The organism is Candidatus Obscuribacterales bacterium (assembly GCA_019744775.1).
Taxonomy (GTDB): domain Bacteria; phylum Cyanobacteriota; class Vampirovibrionia; order Obscuribacterales; family Obscuribacteraceae; genus SBAT01.
The window spans coordinates 59,808-76,343 of record JAIETZ010000005.1 but is presented as its reverse complement, the minus strand read 5'-3'; the positions used below and the strand labels follow the sequence as shown (position 1 = coordinate 76,343).

The following is a 16,536-nucleotide window of genomic DNA, read 5'->3' as shown; positions in this document are numbered from 1 at the left end:
TAATTCATCACATGGCTGATGCAGTAAACGAAGCAGAACTCGGTCGCAGCAAGCAAGGAGCTACTCCTCGCGAGCACCTTTGGCATTTGCTTTCGATAGGCTGGAATGTAAACGCCCCGCTTATACAAAGATATGCGGTTGAAAACGGCCTGCGCAGTGAACTGGACGAGTGGGAACGCACTAGTCAACAAGCACCCAAAGCCGCCAAGAAGCGCTAGGGCTGCCTTTTAGAACGTTTTTGTACTAATTATGTGATTTCCATTAATGACGGCGGCTTTGCCTGTTTAGCCCGCTATCATTCAAATCAGTTTCTTACCTTACCCACGGGGTTAATACCTAAATGTTGCAAGTTGGAAAAAAAGCTCCAGATTTCGACATGCCTTCAACGAAGGACATGAAGGGTCTTAAAGAGAACGTTCGCTTGTCCGATTACAAAGGCAAGTTCGTTATTCTGTTGTTTTACCCACTCGATTTCACCTTCGTATGCCCAACAGAAATCAAGGCATTCAACGATCGTTATGATGAGTTCAAGAAAGCTGGCGCTGAGATAATCGGTGTATCAACCGATAGCGTCTACAGCCACCGCGCTTGGATCAACACACCAGAAGACAAGAATGGCTTGGGTTCGCTCAAGTTCCCTCTCGCTTCTGATATCACCAAAGATGTCAGCCGTGACTTCGGCGTCTTGATTGAAGAAAAGGGTATCGCTTTGCGCGGTCTCTACATCATCGACCAAGATGGCGTTCTCCAATATCAAGTTGTTCATGCATTGAACATCGGCCGCTCTGTTGATGAAACATTGCGCGTATTGGAAGCCATTAAAACCGGCGGACTTTGCGGCGCTGACTGGAAGCCTGGTCAAAAGCCATTGCAAGTCTAAACTTGTTGAAATAACAAATCAGTAACGAACCAGATCTGCAAATTGCAGATCTGGTTTTGTTTTTGGCGTAAAATTAATAGGCGCAAGGTAATTTATGTAGGGGCGCATTGCATGCGCCCTTGCCAAGGAGATTCACATGCCGCTTCGTATGGATAGTCAAATGCCCTCGCTTGAAGGTGGGACTGACTGGTTTAACTCAGATCCGATTAAGACTGAAGACCTAAAAGGCAGCCCGACGATTATTCACTTCTGGGCAATAAGCTGCGGTATTTGCAAAGAATCTCTTCCCGATATCTCTAAGTGGATTGAGAAGTACAAATCACATGGCTTGAAAGTTGTTGCCATCCACATGCCTCGCCAAGAAAGCGACACGAACATTGAGGCAGTCAAGGAGAACATGGCTGAATACGAATTGACTTGGCCATGTGTAGTCGACAACTGGCACACAATTACCGATGCTTTCGAAAACAAATTCGTGCCGGCATTTTACATTTTTGACCGCGACCAAAAATTGCGTCATTTCCAAGCCGGTGAAAAGGCAGCCAAAATGGTCGAGCCCGTACTCGAGCGCTTACTCGGTACCGGTGCGCAAACTTCGGCTACGTAGAAAATGACACAAACAGCGGTACCGGCAAACCGGTCTCAACAAGCATTCGAACGCGCAAGCAAAGTCTTGCCCGGTGGAGTCAATTCGCCGGTACGCTCCTGCAAGGCGGTCGATGCCACGCCGATATTTATCGATCGTGCAGACGGCCCGTACATGTGGGACATCGATCAAAACCGCTACATAGACTATGTAGGCTCATGGGGTCCGATGATTCTCGGTCATCGTCATCCACGCGTGTTGGAAGCATTGGAAGATGCTCTTGAGCGCGGTACAAGTTATGGTGCACCTTCGGTTCATGAGATTGAACTCGCTGAACTTATAGTCCACTCTGTGCCAAGCATTGAGATGGTCAGACTGGTATCATCCGGCACGGAAGCTACGATGTCGGCTATAAGACTGGCTCGCGCATTTACTAAACGCGACATGATCATCAAATTTGATGGCTGCTATCACGGACATGCCGACTCATTTCTAATTAAGGCTGGCTCCGGATTACAAACACTGGGTATTTCCAGCTCGCCTGGCGTGCCGGAGGAACTTGCAAAACTGACAATATCTCTGCCGTTTAACGATCTTGATTCGCTGAAGAAAGCCTTCAAAGAACACGGCAAACAAATTGCAGCGATAATTCTTGAACCAATAATCGGTAATGCCGGGCTAATTCTACCCAACGACGGTTATCTCGAAGCGATGAAGAAACTGGCGGAAGAAAATGGCACGTTGGTTATTTTCGATGAAGTTATGACCGGATTCCGCGTTGCATTGGGCGGCGCACAAGAGCGCTATAAGATCAAACCGGATCTAACAACTCTAGGCAAAATCATTGGCGGTGGGCTTCCAGTCGGAGCCTACGGCGGAAGACGCGACATCATGGAAATGATTGCCCCTCTGGGATCCGTCTATCAAGCAGGTACGCTTTCCGGTAATCCCATTGCTATGGCCGCAGGCATAGCGCAATTGAGAATGTTGCAAATTCCACAGAGCTACGCGCAATTAGAAAACAGAACTCAACGCCTGGCTGATGGTCTTGCTGAAATAATCAAAAAGACAAAAACTACTGCTCAAGTAGCAAGCGTCACCGGCATGATTTGTCTCTTCTTCTCCAAAGACAAAGTGACGGATCTAGAAAGCGCACAGAAGTGCGACACTAAGAAATTTGCAAAATTCTGGCAAGCACTAAGAGACAGAGGCATTTACTGGCCACCGTCTCAATTTGAAGCTGCTTTCATTTCGCTGGAGCATTCAAAGCAAGATATCGATGACACCTTGAAGGCTGTCGAAGAAAGTCTTTCACAAATCAATTAGGAGAAGCAATGATCCATTATTTCGCGTTAGCCCTGCTGCTTATTGTCGGACTAACGTCGATTCCCTGCGCTCAAAGCAAGATCGATAGCGGATACCAACTAGATCCGGCTTCTACTTTTGGTTTGAATGTCGTGAACAGACTTGCCGGCGACCAAGCAAACGACAACAAAAACGTATTCATTTCACCATTGAGCATTCACTCATGCCTGGAAATGGTTTATGTCGGTGCCGCAGGAAAAACAAAGGTGGATATGGCTGATGTCTTAAATTTGTCAGGAATCGATGCTCAATCAGCAGCTTCCAGCTATGCCACTTTTACTCGCCAACTGCAAACCGTGAAAGATATTCCAGGTATTAAAGGACCAGGGAAGTCTCTGACAATGGAAATTGCCAACTCACTGTGGGCAAGACCAGATGTACGATTTGTACCAAACTACAGCAAGCTTTTAACAAGTGCATTCAATGCGGATGCAAAAACTATCGATTTCAGACGGGCTGACAGCGTCTCAATCATCAACAATTGGGTTAAGCAAAAAACTCACAACAAAATTGATTCTATAGTCAAAACCTTAGACCCGGCGACTTTCCTAATGCTTATCAACAGCGCTTATTTCAAAGCCCATTGGGACAAAGTATTTGATAAAAAACAAACGGCACCGGCTGATTTTCACTTGCTGTCAGGACAGTCTGTTAAGGCGAATATGATGCACAGAGACGGACAATTTTTCTATTTAGAAGACACAAACGTCCAGGCAGTAAAACTTTCCTACACCGATGACAGATTTGCCATGTATGTATTTCTGCCGCGCAGTAATTCTGATGTAAATCAGTTTTGTCAGTCGCTAACTCCGGCAAACTGGACAGGCTACATGAATAGTATGAACAAGGGCAATGGCACTTTGACTCTGCCACGATTCAAGATGAGCTACGAGCTGCATCTGAAGAAACTGCTATCACAAATGGGCATGCCGGAAGCCTTTACTCCAGGAGCAAACTTTACCCAGATGACCCTGCCGCCGCCTAAGCCCTTTATCGGCGACGTGATTCACAAGACCTACGTTAATGTAGACGAGGACGGCACCGAAGCGGCAGCCGTTACCGCAGCTATCATGATGGGCTCGTCATTCATGCCGATGACTCCCTTTGTGATGAATGTCGATCATCCATTCTTCTGTGCGGTCACCTACGAAGAACAGCCTGGTAAACAAACTATCTTGTTTGCCGGTAAGGTGATGAACCCAGTCAGCCAATAGCCTCAAAGTCTCAGCCTGTTAGGGTTCACGTCCAGTCGGGCGAAGATTAAACGTGAGATTTTATCTTGCCTAAACGGCAAGCCAGGCCTGAATTCTGGGTAGATTACCTTTAGGTTTGTTTTTTAGAGGCAATTAGATGGTTTCTGATAAGTTTAGGCCGACTGATGTACGACAGCCGGAACCCCCAAAGGCTGAGCAACTAGAGAAGGGACAGGACGTCCTCAAAGCGGAAAAGAAAGAGCTAAAGTTCTCCTCGCACACTATCAAAAGCGGCGAGACTTTATCGGAAATATGCCAACAGTACGGTATTCCGCTGAAAGCTTTGTACGCCGTCAATCAGCACGAGCTGGATCCAAAAATCATGCTCAAGGACGGCAAAATTGCCTATGGCGCGCCGACCTACCACGTCGGAGACAAGCTGAATATTCCAAGCAATGCTGATGTACCAAATGCAGTCAAATACTTTGACCAATGGGCAAAAGCGCTAGTCGCCAAACAGAGATTGGAGCAACCAGAATCACCGACAGCCGGCAAACCACCCGGCGCCGTTGCCGAAAAGAAAGTGTCTAAGACCCAGATGATGGACGAAGAACATCTTGCCGCCAAGCGTGCTGCAATGATGGTCAAAATTGCTTTGGAAACACAGCACAATAAATTCCAATCCCAACACGAAGGACAGGGACCAATTGATGACGCAATAGATTGGTTTAAGCGGTCAACTGGTCTTGAACATAGTTCCGATCGCATCGAAAAGGAATATGAACAAGAAAGACAAATGATAAAGCTGTTGGAGAAGTCGGCTACTTTGCCTAACCTTAATCAGTTTGAAAATCTTTACCGCCAATGCACAGGCAAAAACTTCAACCCAACTGATTTTTCATCAAAGTATAAAAAGCCTGCATCTCTGGCATTTCCAAATCTGGCTGACAATTACGAAGAGTCGCAAGAGGCTGGTCGAAGAGCCGCTCGTTCCACGGCAGCTCTTCCTCCTGCTACTTTAGCCTTCTTATTGGGAGGAGGAGTAATCGGCGCAACAGGGGCCGGTGCAGCAGGTGGTGGATTAGTCGATTACGCCAATACCGGTCGCTGGGATAAAACCGCAAGTGGAGTTAAGGACGGTGCAATAACCGGACTTGGAGTTGGACTCGCTGGAAGTGTGGGGCTTGTAGCTCACGCACGTACAGCTGCTGTGGTAGGCGGTGAGGGCATTTTGGCAAAAACAGCTGTAGGCGTTGCCGCCGGCTCTGCCGGAGGGGCCACAGCTGGCGGGGTTATTGAAGGCGGTTTTGCAACGCGAGACGATATCGAGAAAAAAGGTTATGTGGATGTACCGCATGTTGCTTCAAAAACAGTCCATGGCGCAGTCATAGGATTAGCTACAGGCGGTCTAGTCGGCGGAGTTGCACCAGCAATTTCAGAAGGCGCAGCCATGCTCAAATCAGCTTCGTCATCAACTGCATCCGATTTAGCTGCAGCAGATGCGGCAACTGCAGGCGCAACAGCTGCCGATAGCGCCGTTGCTTCTCGAACCACCGACGCGTTTAATAAGACAAGCCAATTACCCAAAGAAACACCAACTCCACCGACGGACAGCACGAAGTTAGTCCCGCCGGCTAAAGACGTGGCTAAAACTCCAGCTCCAACCGAAGTCGGTGATGCACCAAAAGTTGCTCCGCAGCAACCAACTGATGCATCCAAGGGCACCACTCAACAAGGTGACACTTCAAAAGGCGCTACACAAGGACAACAGGAACTACCCAAAGGAGCGCCACAGGCAGACACAACAAAAGGTCAAACTAATACAGCGACGGATACAAGCGGTGCAGATAAATGGAATCAAGGATCAACACACGACGTGCCACTATCCCAAAAGCCTGACGTATCAAAATATGTTCAGAAGCTACCAAAGCCAACTCCTGAAGAGTCCTGGCAACTGGAATTGGATCAAATACATAAAAATCCCCAAGCCGCAAATGTAAGACCTATTGAAGGTCTGCAAGGCAAATGGACAGGCGTGCAATACGAGACCAAAATAGGCGGAAGAAAGATCGCCGATACTTTCAATCCTGAAAATGGGTCCCGAGTACACACCGAAGATTACAGCGACGGATTAGGAACGATCCGAGAAGTTAAAACAACTCCTGCAGGCGGCAAAGAAGTCTCCAATAAGTTTCGAGTACGTACAGATGCTGATGGAAACGAGAAAATGATACCTCTTACCGACAAATGGGAGGGGCATCTCAATCAACTAAAACGCGATAGAGAAGTAACAAATCTGGAAGAGGTTCCATTTAGTGAGCCAACCAATGACTGGACAAAAATCCGCTACGAGAAAAATGGTCGACAAATAGAAGAAGCCAATCGCACTTCAGATGGTGCTCGATACAGAAAAGAAGAATACATAGACCATCGCGGTGTGCCGAATAGAGAGGTGTCAACTACTAGCGCAGACGGACAAACTATTACAAACAAATTCACACTCGATCAAAACAACCATTGGAAGTTTATCTCGAAAACCGGCACCGGCAAAATCACCGAGGCAGCTTCACCGGAAGCACCGCCAGGGCAAAAGCCGGATATGAAAATGCAATTTGCAAAAGAAAAACTTGTCTCTGGGCAAAAATGGCTCGACGACAGAATTAAGTGCCTAAAATCAGACCCGCAGATAACTCAAGTAACCAATGGTGAGACTAAGCAGGGATGGAAATCAATTTGGTACAGTGAAAAAGGTGGGGCACAAGTACTGGAAGAATACAATCCAATAAGCGGCTCCAAGCATATAGTTCGTGAATACTCAGCAATTGATCCTAAATCGAATAAACCTGTTCGGTTCCAAGAAGAAACGATGGACGTGCCTAAGGACGGAATCACACACTGGCGAAAACTAAAAGAGTACAAAAAACTAAGTACCGGACTAGAGGAAAATGACCAACCGCAATTTGAATGGTTTACAGAAGAAACCAAGCGTGTAACCATTACCCCGTCCGGGACTAAGAGAACAGAGTCCTTCAATCCATCAAAAGATCACAGACCCGTGGTTTCAGAAGAACCAGCAGGAAGTTAGTCTAGAATCCAGCAGGATTCATTGGAACTTCCCGGGCTTGCTCTGCTGGCGGCGGCCATTCAGGATAGGCAGACGATGGTGACATGTTGCCTGTAGATTGTTGCGCCGGTAATTCCTTTTGCTCGACCGGCTGATCTTGCTGCTGTTGTTTGTCCTGCTTCTTCATTTTCTGTCGCTTCGGCTTATTACGCTGATTCTGAATCATGCGGTTTGCATGTCGCGTAACCATTCTATGTCCGGCACGAGCGGCTCGGCGTGCCATACCTTGGGCATAGCTAGATCCATAGCCACCCCACTGAGCAAATCCGGGTACGGATGAAAACAAGGTTAGCGTTACCGATAGTAATAGAACGGACCGACCCATAGAGCAAAGACCTGAAAGGGGGAAAAACATCCTTGTTGGATGAATACAGCATACTACACCTGTCAAGCACCCACAGTCCTGGGGATGGAACATGATTTTCAATTGGCTATTCGGCAATAAAGAACGTGACTTGCAATTTGCTCAATGGTTGGAACATGGGGCAAAGCAAGAGCACCCAGAGTTGCTTGCCTCATTGAATGGCAGTCTCATGCATCTCGGAACTTTGTCTGTGCCATCGGGGAAAATGGTTATTCAGGATCCTTCAGACAAATTAGTCGATCCCTGCTTCGATGAATTAGTACCACCGGGAAACTACTCAGTGGATGCGGTTGTCGCGACCAAAAATGACGATCACAGAATCGCTGCTGCACGCGTCAAAATCGCTGACGGTGAAATATCGCACTTCGAGCCGGCTTGGACTGCTCACTGGCGCAGCATAACAGCAAAACGCAAAGAACTTCCTTGGTTTTCAGTTGATTCAGCTTTGGCAGCAGTCTGTAGCTTCGAGTCGCTAAATGAATTTCAAAAGTTGGATTTAGATCAAGTAGACGTCAGTCCCGCAATCGATGGTAAGTCTGAAAACTTGTTCAAAGAAACCACATTTCCCGATGGCAGCAATATGTTTATTATGCAAGCAGGCTATGGCGACGGTGGTTATCACTGCTATTGGGCAAAGACAGATGATGGACAACAGATTGCACTGATTGCAGATTTTGGTCTTTTAGGCAAACCATCCCGAATTATTTAGTAAGTTCTTCCTTCTTCAATGAGATTCTTAATAGAAGTCCCCTTCGGCAACTTATGTCTTTTGCTACTGCGTATTAACTGCGCAGCTTGTACGGCATTATGTTTAGCAGTCGCCTGTACTGGAACAAGCATAGCGACCGGCACTCCATGCTTAGTGATCGTTATCCGTCCACCATTAGCTACTTCTGCCAGCAATTCGGCAAAATGAGTCTTGGCTAAGTAAGAACCAATTCTTTTCATGATTGACCAAGTACACCTAGTTAAACCAGTTTGGACTAAATCATACGCATAGTCAAGAAGCGACAACTCCTCTAACTCTCCTCACGAATCAATCTATGCGCATGAGAAAAGCTGCGATAGTACCAAGAGTCTTTTGTAAATGGTCGCAGGTGAATACCTATCGGTATCTGGACTCCGTTGGAGTCGTAGTGATTGGAGCCTGTTGAATCAATTACTAGTGGCGTGCCATCAGGTGATACGCCGTGCTCGCCGACCCACATAATTACATGAGCGAGCTCACCTTGATTGTTTTTGATATAGAGAAGATCGCCTGTCTTCAGTGTGCGAATTAGCGTGTCGTAACCGTTGTCGTCACGAATGACTCGAGCGTCGGTAAAGCCATTGTCACCTGGTCTGGGAATTTGCGTATCAAGAGCTTGTTGCTTGATGCCGGTTTTCAGCTTGATGCCTAGTCCATAGTTGTAGCACCAGGAAGAAAAATCACTGCAATCAACACCTTTAGAGTTTCTGCCGAATGCTACCTGTTTCCACGGCCAAGATCCCGGTGGATCCCAATCCGGAATATGGTGGTGTTGATAAGGAAGTCCTGTGTATTTAACTGCCACAGCAAGTACCCGCTGCCTTTTCCACGATGCCGACAATTGATCGTAATTGTCCAACGCTGGATAATGGCGCGGCTCCGGTCCCCAGGCACCGTATTGTTTACGCGTGCGTGCTGAATACCAATCACCAAATGGTGTCGATGATTCCTCACGAGGATTATTTCGTGGCGCAAATTCATCAGGTCGATAGAGCTCTTCAGGTGGATAAGAAAATTCCACCCTGTAAGGCGATTGGTAATTGTCTTGAGACTGAGCCGGTACCGACATAATGAAGCCCGTCAACAAAAGTGTAAGAAACAATATTCTGCTTTTCATTCAAAAATCATATCACTTTGCTGTCCATTTAAAATCAAAGCGGACGTGAGGGCAACTTCAGCGGCAGTCCAGACCAAAACGATGCATTAGTTTTCGAGAAACGCACTTACATTGATATGAAAGCGCTTGGACAAAGCCATCGCAACATCTTTACTTAGTGAGCGAGTTCCTGACAGAAATGCTGAAAGATTCGATCTGTGTCCACCTATTTCTCGCGCCAAGTCACTAATTGAAAGATCATTTTGCTTCATCAAGAAGCGAAGCATCCTGCGTCCAGAGATCTTGGGCGTGGGAGGCAAATAGTTTCTTTCATACTCAGTGACAATGTTTCCGAGAACCCCAATGTAATCAATTCTCGCTTGGGTTAGAGCAAGAGGATCAATCACCAAATTCCTAATAACTTCCTGGGCTTGCTTATACTGTCTCTTTGTCCTTAGTGGAACTAAAGGAAAGCTGCGGACCAGTTCAAAGTATTCGGCACTACACTTAATGACACTACTCATCTCATATTTTCCTAAATCCAATCTCTTAGAGGAGTCCGAGATTGTGGATGCTTTAACTGAAATTCCTCAGTGAGATCTTTTCCAAGAATATTCACAACAAGACCTCTCTTTGTATGTTATCATTTTGATACGACTTGTCAACGCTTACAATTTTATGTGGAAGCGACGGTAGTGATTTGCCACACGCCGTTTTTTCCTTAAATACAGCACGAGCGACCGTCAGCGCCAGAACCGACAGTGCCCCAGAATCAAGGATTTCTTGCGCTGCTTCAACAAGAGTGGCACCGGAAGTATAAACATCATCTATCAAGATGACGTGCCTACCAACACAGAACTTGCCTCCGGCGACAAACGCGTCGTTCATATTTTGCAGACGAGCCAATCGCGACAATCCAAATTGAGCTTCAGTGTTCTTCACGCGTTTAAGTGCACGCGTTTCTACAGGCGCCTCGACACGTGTAGATAGATGTTTTGCTATTTCCTCAGCTTGATTGTAGCCTCGCTGCCACAGCCTTTCTGAATGTAGCGGGATTGGTATTAACACGACAGGCTCATCGACGTAATTGTGCGCGATTAGTCTCCATGCCTTTTCCACAAGTAAGGCTAAGTCGTAAGCCAGCAGACGATCATTGTCATACTTCAACTTGTAGATAAGTCTTTTAATATGTCCCGTGTATAACCGACCACTGGCAATCTTTAGTGATGGCGCATTTTTAAGCGGGCACAATTCAATTGTTGGATTGGATGCTAGCGCCTGACGCCAGCATTCAAAACAAATTGCTTTAGGAATTTCCTCGGTGCGCACAGAGTAATGTTCGGCAGCTAAAACACTAGGCGGCAAGAGTTTTGTGCAAACTCGACACCGCTCATGAAAGAAAATTCCATCTAAGTAATTTAGCCACGTCTGAAATAGTCGTCCTATTTTTAGCGCCATAATGCACCCCTTAGAAACAAAATTTGTGCCTGTATATGTAAGACGGTCAAGGGGTGAAAAAAGTTCAAAAAATATTCCTATTTACAACGTGGATTTAATGCGATAATGCACTTTCCAACCTAATTAGAGAGCCATGCAAACCACTTTAGATGTCGCACAACTTATTGCCGAGGCAGAACTGGCGCTTAACGCCAAGTTTCAAGAAGTTGATGCAATTGCCATGATCAATCAGGAGCGCATCCTGACAGCATTTCGCACACATCGCGTATCAGAAGAATTCTTCGCAGAGAAAACCGGCTACGGACTAAATGACGCTGGGCGGGAAGCAATTGATGCCATCTACGCGGATGTGTTTGAAACAGAAGCTGCTGCAATTAGAATGCAGATGGTATCGGGCACACATGCAATTGCATGCGCTCTTCTCGGCAATCTCAAGCCCGGCGATAGATTGCTTACGCTAAGCGGCGCTCCATACGACACGCTTGAGGAAGTGATAGGTATCACAGGCAACAGCGAAGGCTCACTACAATCTTTGGGTGTCGCTTACGAAGAAGGAAATATACTGCCGTTCATTCATACAGACAGCAGTCTTGAGAATGAATTGGAAATTCTTTTAGAAGCACCGACAACAATGGTGCACATTCAAAAGTCCTGTGGATATTCATTCGAACGCATCACACTAAGCAATAGAGAAATAGGCAAATTAGTCGACCGTGTTCACAAAATTCGACCTGAGACTATCGTCTTCGTCGACAACTGCTACGGTGAATTTGTTGAAGCGGCAGAACCAACCGCACTTGGCGCAGACCTCATTGCCGGCTCTCTCATTAAAAACCCAGGCGGCGGACTGGCTATCACCGGCGGCTACATTGCCGGTAAGCAAAAGCTTGTGGACAATGCCCTGAATCGCCTAACAGCGCCAGGAATTGGCGGACATCTTGGGCTTTCATTCAACCAAAATAGACATATCCTGCAAGGGCTTTTCTTGGCTCCTTCTGTTGTGAGCCAAGCTGTAAAAGGCGCCCTGTTGGCTGCTTACGTCTTCGAAAAGCTTGGCCTGCCTGTTCAACCAGGTCCGTTTGACAGCCGATTCGACATAATTCAGGCAATTAAGTTCGGCTATCAGGATGGTCTTATCAATTTCTGCCGTGCACTGCAGAGATTCTCGCCAGTGGATGCCCATGTCGTGCCGGAGCCGGCTCTCTTGCCCGGTTATGAGCACGAGGTGGTTATGGCAGGCGGCACATTTGTGTCCGGTTCAACCATTGAATTCTCAGCTGATGGTCCTTTGAGACCTCCTTTTGCCGCCTATCTGCAAGGTGGCTTGAGCTATCTGCACGTGAAGTGCGCCCTTAAGGGAGCACTTGAGCTGGCTCAATCGGGGGAACTGCCCTTTTTATCGGCTGCTATTAACAAATAATCAGTCAACCTTCCGTCAAAGTGTGGCTTTCCACCTTCACGAATGGTCGTAAGTTTTCTACAATAATTGGCCTAGGGTAATCACCGGGCTACAATGAGCCTGGGGACGTGACATCCATCAACTGGAGGACAGTGCCTTGGTCACACAAGTTCAGTCAAAACAACGGAAAGACCTGGAAACTGACCACAGCAAGGATTACGATCGGGAAAGACAAGTGATCAGACAATCCGAGCCCCGGCCGATAAGCAAGGCCAACCTCAAAATCTTCGCCGGCACCGCCAACCCTGAGCTGGCTCGCGAAGTTACCGATTACCTGGAGACCGAATTAGGGCAGGTCAAGATATCGCCCTTCTCCGATGGTGAGATTTACGTTCAAGTTCAAGAGAGCGTTCGCGGCATCGACTGCTTCGTCATTCAGTCAACCTGCACGCCGGTAAACGAAAATTTGATGGAATTGCTCATTCTGCTTGACGCATTGAAGAGAGCAAGTGCCGGACGCATCACAGTTGTGCTTCCCTACTTCGGCTATGCGCGTCAGGACAGAAAAGCTGCCGGACGTGAAGCCATCACAGCCAAGCTGGTTGCCGATTTGCTTACAACAGCAGGCGCACAGCGCGTGGTAGCACTGGATCTGCACGCTCCACAGATAATGGGCTTCTTCAACATTCTTGTAGATCACCTTTACGGCAGTCCAGTTCTTCTAGAGTATATCCGCACACTGCCGCACAAAGATTTGGTCATCGTCAGCCCTGACGTAGGTGGCGTAGCACGCGCCAGAGCATTTGCTAAAAAGCTCAAAGACGCACCAATTGCCATTATCGACAAACGCCGCAACCCATCGCTACAAAATCAATCAGAATCGCTGACAGTAGTTGGTGACGTTGAAGGCAAAGTTGCAATCATGGTTGATGACATGGTTGATACAGCCGGAACATTGGTCAAAGGTGCTGAACTCTTGAAAAAAGAAGGCGCTAAAGCTGTGTATGCTTGCTGCACACACGCAGTATTATCCGGACAAGCAAACAAGCGCATTGATGATTCGCCGATTGAAAAACTGATCACAACAAATTCAATCCCGCACGATCCAAAAACAACTTCCAAGAAGATTGTTCAGTTGAGCGTCGCCAAATTGCTTGGTGAAGCTATTGCTCGTATACACGACGACGCTTCTATCAGCGCGATGTTTGAATAATGCTGCTTGAATCATTTCCAGTTGGTCCGTTGCAGTGCAACTGCTCGATTATTGTTTGTCCTGAAACAAAAGAGGCAGCAATTATTGATCCAGGTGGCGATCCCGAAAAGATCTTGGCGCTTGTAAAAGAGCATGGTCTAACTGTCAAATACATTCTGCACACTCATGCACACTTTGATCATGTCCTTGGCTCTCGCGCCGTCAAAGAAGCCACGGGCGGGAAAATCTGCCTACACACAGGCGACCAATGGCTTTACGACAATTTGGCCAAACAGGGAAATATGTTCGGATTCAACATCACCGAACCATTGCCTGTCGATGTCTATTTAGAAGACGACCAGGAATTACAGATTGGCAAAGGCAAGACGAAAGTCATTCACACGCCAGGTCATACTCCGGGCAGTCTCTGCTTTGAGCATGGAGACAAGGAAAATATTCTCTTTGCCGGCGACACATTATTTCATCGCTCCATAGGCAGAACAGATTTGTGGGGTGGTTCGTTTGAGCAAATTATTAAATCCATTTCCGAACGTCTTATGACACTAGAAGACTCTACTAGAGTAATTCCAGGTCACGGTCCGGACACAGACATTTGGTCGGAGAAGAAAGAAAATCCTTTCCTGACTTGATCAGCAGACCTTTCTATTTGATCTTTTCTAACAAACGCGAAAATTCATTCGTGCGTTTATCGATGACTTTAGCAATAGACTCAACCGTATGATTCATATGTCCCTGTTGCTTGATGTCATTCAGCACCTCAGGTAGGAATGCTTCTATATTTTTGATCAGCGCTTCGCAGACGTTCTTAAATGCTGGAATACGAATATTTATACGACTACATAAAGTCGACCAGTTATCCGAGCGAATAGTGTTCATGTCGGATTGACCACCTATAGACATAGCCATTTTTGTCGTTGCATGGCTATAAATTGAGGTGCACATGACGTCGTAGTTAGGCGAAAGAGCAATTGTGCCGTCATCGAAGTGAATGATAGAAAAGTTTTTGGCATGGCAATCAGCGTTGCCGACGAGGTAATTAAATACAACGCGTCTTACCAATTCCAATCTATCAACACCAGGGAATGTCACTTGATTCAATAGCTCGAAGCAATCAGTCAATGTAGGACCACCGTCCGCCTCATATTTTTTCGTTGATACAACGCCTAATGCCTGGCAAAAGTCTTCTTGGTGTATGCGTTTGATTTTAAGTCCCGGCTCAAAATGTCTATCGAATCTTTCAATAAGAAGGTAGTTGATGGCCCCTGCCGATTCGAGTTTTACATTGGCGGTTTTCAGCCCGGCTCGTTGCGAAAGAGCCATGCAAAGATATTCATTCTCGACAGAGCCTTCAAGACCCCTAATGGGCGGCTTAAGAATGTGTGTTGTCGGGACATCAGGCAATGGAATGCATAATTCATTTTCAATCATGCACAATGCAGCTTTGTCCTGCACACCGGCAAGAGAAATGCGCACGCCATCAACTCCGGCAAATAGCGGTCGTTTGGGCAATTGTTCTAAATGCGTGTGGAGTTCCTTTTGGTTTAACGGATGACCTTCTAGTTTGTAGAAAGCATTTTTTCGCAATGGCTCGGAAGGTTCAGTTATTGATACGGCGCCGGCACAATCAAATCCAATTTTTGACAGAAGTGAAAAACTACTGTTCGAACGCAGTCCATATAGTCTGGCGATAAGTTTTTTTGTTTCGACAGGCTCTGGAAGTAGCCCACCAAAAAACGCTTCGCAGGATTTATTCGTGTATGACTCTTCGCGAACAGGCATACTGAGCGAAAGAGGTCTGTTACTGTTTTCGTAGCTGAAAAGCATGCTTCCTGAATGAAGACGAAGTGTACCGACAGATTTTTCGCCGAGGCGAACGGACAAGGTATCTTCGCTCATGGCTCACCACGTCTTTCCGGACTCTTTGCCTCAAGCGAAATACCCAGCATTTGCGCAACTAGAATGGCCTTTTCAAATTCGCAAGTCGGCTTGCCTTTTTCCAGGTCGATGATGAACCTTTCTCCACAGCCGCTGGCTGCAGCGAGATCTACCTGGCGAAGGTTTTGCGCCTGACGGGTTTCTCTGATTAGTTTGCCGAACTCGCCGGCATTTTTGATTTTCATAGCCGCACCACCTTACCGTACGGTAAGTCTAATAGAGAAAGAGACATTTCGCAAGCCTTATCTTCCCGTACGGTAAGCTATACCCACAAAACAGCGATTAATCACAGCAACCTTCCCGTACGGTAAGTTTGGTTACTTGCCCGATTTCGGCAGCTGGATAGGTGCAGGCTCATTCTTATAAGGTACGGGGATATATTGCACTGCCGATCTCGTACTGCTTTGCTGTGGATAAAGATCCATCAAGTCATAAATGTCGGCAGGCAAACCTGTTGCAACAGGCAGACCCATGTCTCTGGCGTCTTCAAAAGTAATTGGATAGTCATGTGTCCAAATACCGGAGACAAGGCTCTCGGCAATTTTAGGAACCATTGCCGGATCAACTTTTGGTTGCGGCACATTATCCAAAAGGACTTTTCTAACCAACGCTTCCACTTGTCGCAAAGCTTTATTGGCGACATCGGCATAGATCAAAAACTGCTCGGACATTTTGTCTACAGGCTTTGCTTCAATCACCTTCAATAGACTTACGGCCGGATATTCACCAATTTGTGGATCAATTGGCCCAAGTACCGCATTCTCGTCCATCACAATTTCGTCAGCGGATAGAGCAATAAGCGTACCGCCGGACATTGCGTAGTGCGGCACATAAACAGTCACCTTGGCGCGATGGCGGCAAAGAGCTGAAGCAATTTGCTGAGCAGCTAAAACAAGACCACCAGGTGTGTGCAAAATGAGATCAATAGGCATGTCGGAGGGTGTTAAGTGAATGGCACGCAATATGCGCTCTGAATCTTCAATACTGATGTATCTAGCAACAGGAAAGCCAAGAATACTCATCGTCTCTTGTCTGTGAATCAAGGCAATGACACGACTACCTCGTTGCTTCTCTATCTTGGTCATCAAACCGTTGCGAAGCATTTCCTGCATCGATTGAGCAATCATTGGCATGATCATTGCAACAATGATAAAAACCCAGAGAATATCAGTCAT

The 16,536-nt window shown here is 46.8% G+C and carries 18 protein-coding genes; 10 read left to right on the top strand and 8 right to left on the bottom strand.

Going from position 1 to position 16,536, the window contains the following annotated elements:
- Positions 1-11 precede the first annotated feature (11 nt).
- The 6 genes from K2Y22_12795 to K2Y22_12770 all read left to right on the top strand — a co-directional run bounded on the left by K2Y22_12795 (position 12) and on the right by K2Y22_12770 (position 7,109).
- Positions 12-218 (top strand): hypothetical protein, encoded by a 207-nt coding sequence (locus tag K2Y22_12795; protein MBX9879330.1) that lies wholly within the window; start codon positions 12-14, stop codon positions 216-218.
- 122 nt (positions 219-340) lie between these two features.
- Positions 341-880, top strand: coding sequence for a peroxiredoxin (locus K2Y22_12790; GenBank protein ID MBX9879329.1), 540 nt, complete (start codon positions 341-343; stop codon positions 878-880).
- A gap of 136 nt (positions 881-1,016) precedes the next feature.
- On the top strand, positions 1,017-1,487 hold the full coding sequence (locus tag K2Y22_12785) for a redoxin domain-containing protein (GenBank protein ID MBX9879328.1): 471 nt from the start codon (positions 1,017-1,019) through the stop codon (positions 1,485-1,487).
- Positions 1,488-1,490: 3 nt separating this feature from the next.
- Positions 1,491-2,792: a glutamate-1-semialdehyde 2,1-aminomutase gene (gene hemL / locus K2Y22_12780; GenBank protein ID MBX9879327.1), complete on the top strand. Its 1,302-nt coding sequence runs from the start codon at positions 1,491-1,493 to the stop codon at positions 2,790-2,792.
- Between the two features lie 8 nt (positions 2,793-2,800).
- Positions 2,801-4,045: a serpin family protein gene (locus tag K2Y22_12775; protein MBX9879326.1), complete on the top strand. Its 1,245-nt coding sequence runs from the start codon at positions 2,801-2,803 to the stop codon at positions 4,043-4,045.
- Between the two features lie 136 nt (positions 4,046-4,181).
- Positions 4,182-7,109 (top strand): LysM peptidoglycan-binding domain-containing protein, encoded by a 2,928-nt coding sequence (locus tag K2Y22_12770; protein MBX9879325.1) that lies wholly within the window; start codon positions 4,182-4,184, stop codon positions 7,107-7,109.
- A gap of 1 nt (position 7,110) precedes the next feature.
- On the opposite strand, the gene K2Y22_12765 is transcribed toward K2Y22_12770, so the two are convergent.
- Positions 7,111-7,473 (bottom strand): hypothetical protein, encoded by a 363-nt coding sequence (locus K2Y22_12765; protein ID MBX9879324.1) that lies wholly within the window; start codon positions 7,471-7,473, stop codon positions 7,111-7,113.
- A gap of 91 nt (positions 7,474-7,564) precedes the next feature.
- Here K2Y22_12765 and K2Y22_12760 point away from each other — a divergent pair, with 91 nt between their 5' ends.
- A complete protein-coding gene (locus K2Y22_12760) occupies positions 7,565-8,221 on the top strand; it encodes a DUF4241 domain-containing protein (protein MBX9879323.1) in 657 nt (218 codons plus the stop codon).
- Here K2Y22_12760 and K2Y22_12755 read toward each other — a convergent pair.
- From K2Y22_12755 to K2Y22_12740, 4 genes are all read right to left on the bottom strand, one after another.
- Positions 8,218-8,460, bottom strand: a complete 243-nt coding sequence (locus tag K2Y22_12755) for a type II toxin-antitoxin system prevent-host-death family antitoxin (protein MBX9879322.1) — start codon at positions 8,458-8,460, stop codon at positions 8,218-8,220. The genes K2Y22_12760 and K2Y22_12755 overlap by 4 nt on opposite strands.
- 71 nt (positions 8,461-8,531) lie before the next feature.
- Positions 8,532-9,377, bottom strand: a complete 846-nt coding sequence (locus K2Y22_12750; protein ID MBX9879321.1) for a C40 family peptidase — start codon at positions 9,375-9,377, stop codon at positions 8,532-8,534.
- 86 nt (positions 9,378-9,463) lie between these two features.
- On the bottom strand, positions 9,464-9,880 hold the full coding sequence (locus tag K2Y22_12745; protein ID MBX9879320.1) for a helix-turn-helix domain-containing protein: 417 nt from the start codon (positions 9,878-9,880) through the stop codon (positions 9,464-9,466).
- 91 nt (positions 9,881-9,971) lie between these two features.
- Positions 9,972-10,814, bottom strand: a complete 843-nt coding sequence (locus K2Y22_12740; protein ID MBX9879319.1) for a ComF family protein — start codon at positions 10,812-10,814, stop codon at positions 9,972-9,974.
- A gap of 133 nt (positions 10,815-10,947) precedes the next feature.
- On the opposite strand from K2Y22_12740, the gene K2Y22_12735 reads away from it, so the two are divergent.
- The 3 genes from K2Y22_12735 to K2Y22_12725 all read left to right on the top strand — a co-directional run bounded on the left by K2Y22_12735 (position 10,948) and on the right by K2Y22_12725 (position 14,055).
- Positions 10,948-12,234: a methionine gamma-lyase family protein gene (locus tag K2Y22_12735; protein ID MBX9879318.1), complete on the top strand. Its 1,287-nt coding sequence runs from the start codon at positions 10,948-10,950 to the stop codon at positions 12,232-12,234.
- Positions 12,235-12,475: 241 nt separating this feature from the next.
- Positions 12,476-13,426: a ribose-phosphate pyrophosphokinase gene (locus tag K2Y22_12730; protein MBX9879317.1), complete on the top strand. Its 951-nt coding sequence runs from the start codon at positions 12,476-12,478 to the stop codon at positions 13,424-13,426.
- Positions 13,426-14,055 carry an MBL fold metallo-hydrolase gene (locus tag K2Y22_12725; GenBank protein ID MBX9879316.1) on the top strand — a complete coding sequence of 210 codons (630 nt, stop codon included), beginning with the start codon at positions 13,426-13,428 and terminating at the stop codon, positions 14,053-14,055. Before K2Y22_12730 ends, K2Y22_12725 begins: the two co-directional genes overlap by 1 nt.
- Before the next feature lie 13 nt (positions 14,056-14,068).
- On the opposite strand, the gene K2Y22_12720 is transcribed toward K2Y22_12725, so the two are convergent.
- The 3 genes from K2Y22_12720 to K2Y22_12710 form a co-directional block, all read right to left on the bottom strand.
- Entirely contained in the window at positions 14,069-15,322 is a 1,254-nt protein-coding gene (locus K2Y22_12720) for a type II toxin-antitoxin system HipA family toxin (GenBank protein MBX9879315.1), read from the bottom strand.
- Positions 15,319-15,546 (bottom strand): helix-turn-helix domain-containing protein, encoded by a 228-nt coding sequence (locus K2Y22_12715; protein MBX9879314.1) that lies wholly within the window; start codon positions 15,544-15,546, stop codon positions 15,319-15,321. The genes K2Y22_12720 and K2Y22_12715 overlap by 4 nt, the downstream gene beginning before the upstream one ends.
- Before the next feature lie 132 nt (positions 15,547-15,678).
- On the bottom strand, positions 15,679-16,536 hold the full coding sequence (locus tag K2Y22_12710; protein MBX9879313.1) for an ATP-dependent Clp protease proteolytic subunit: 858 nt from the start codon (positions 16,534-16,536) through the stop codon (positions 15,679-15,681).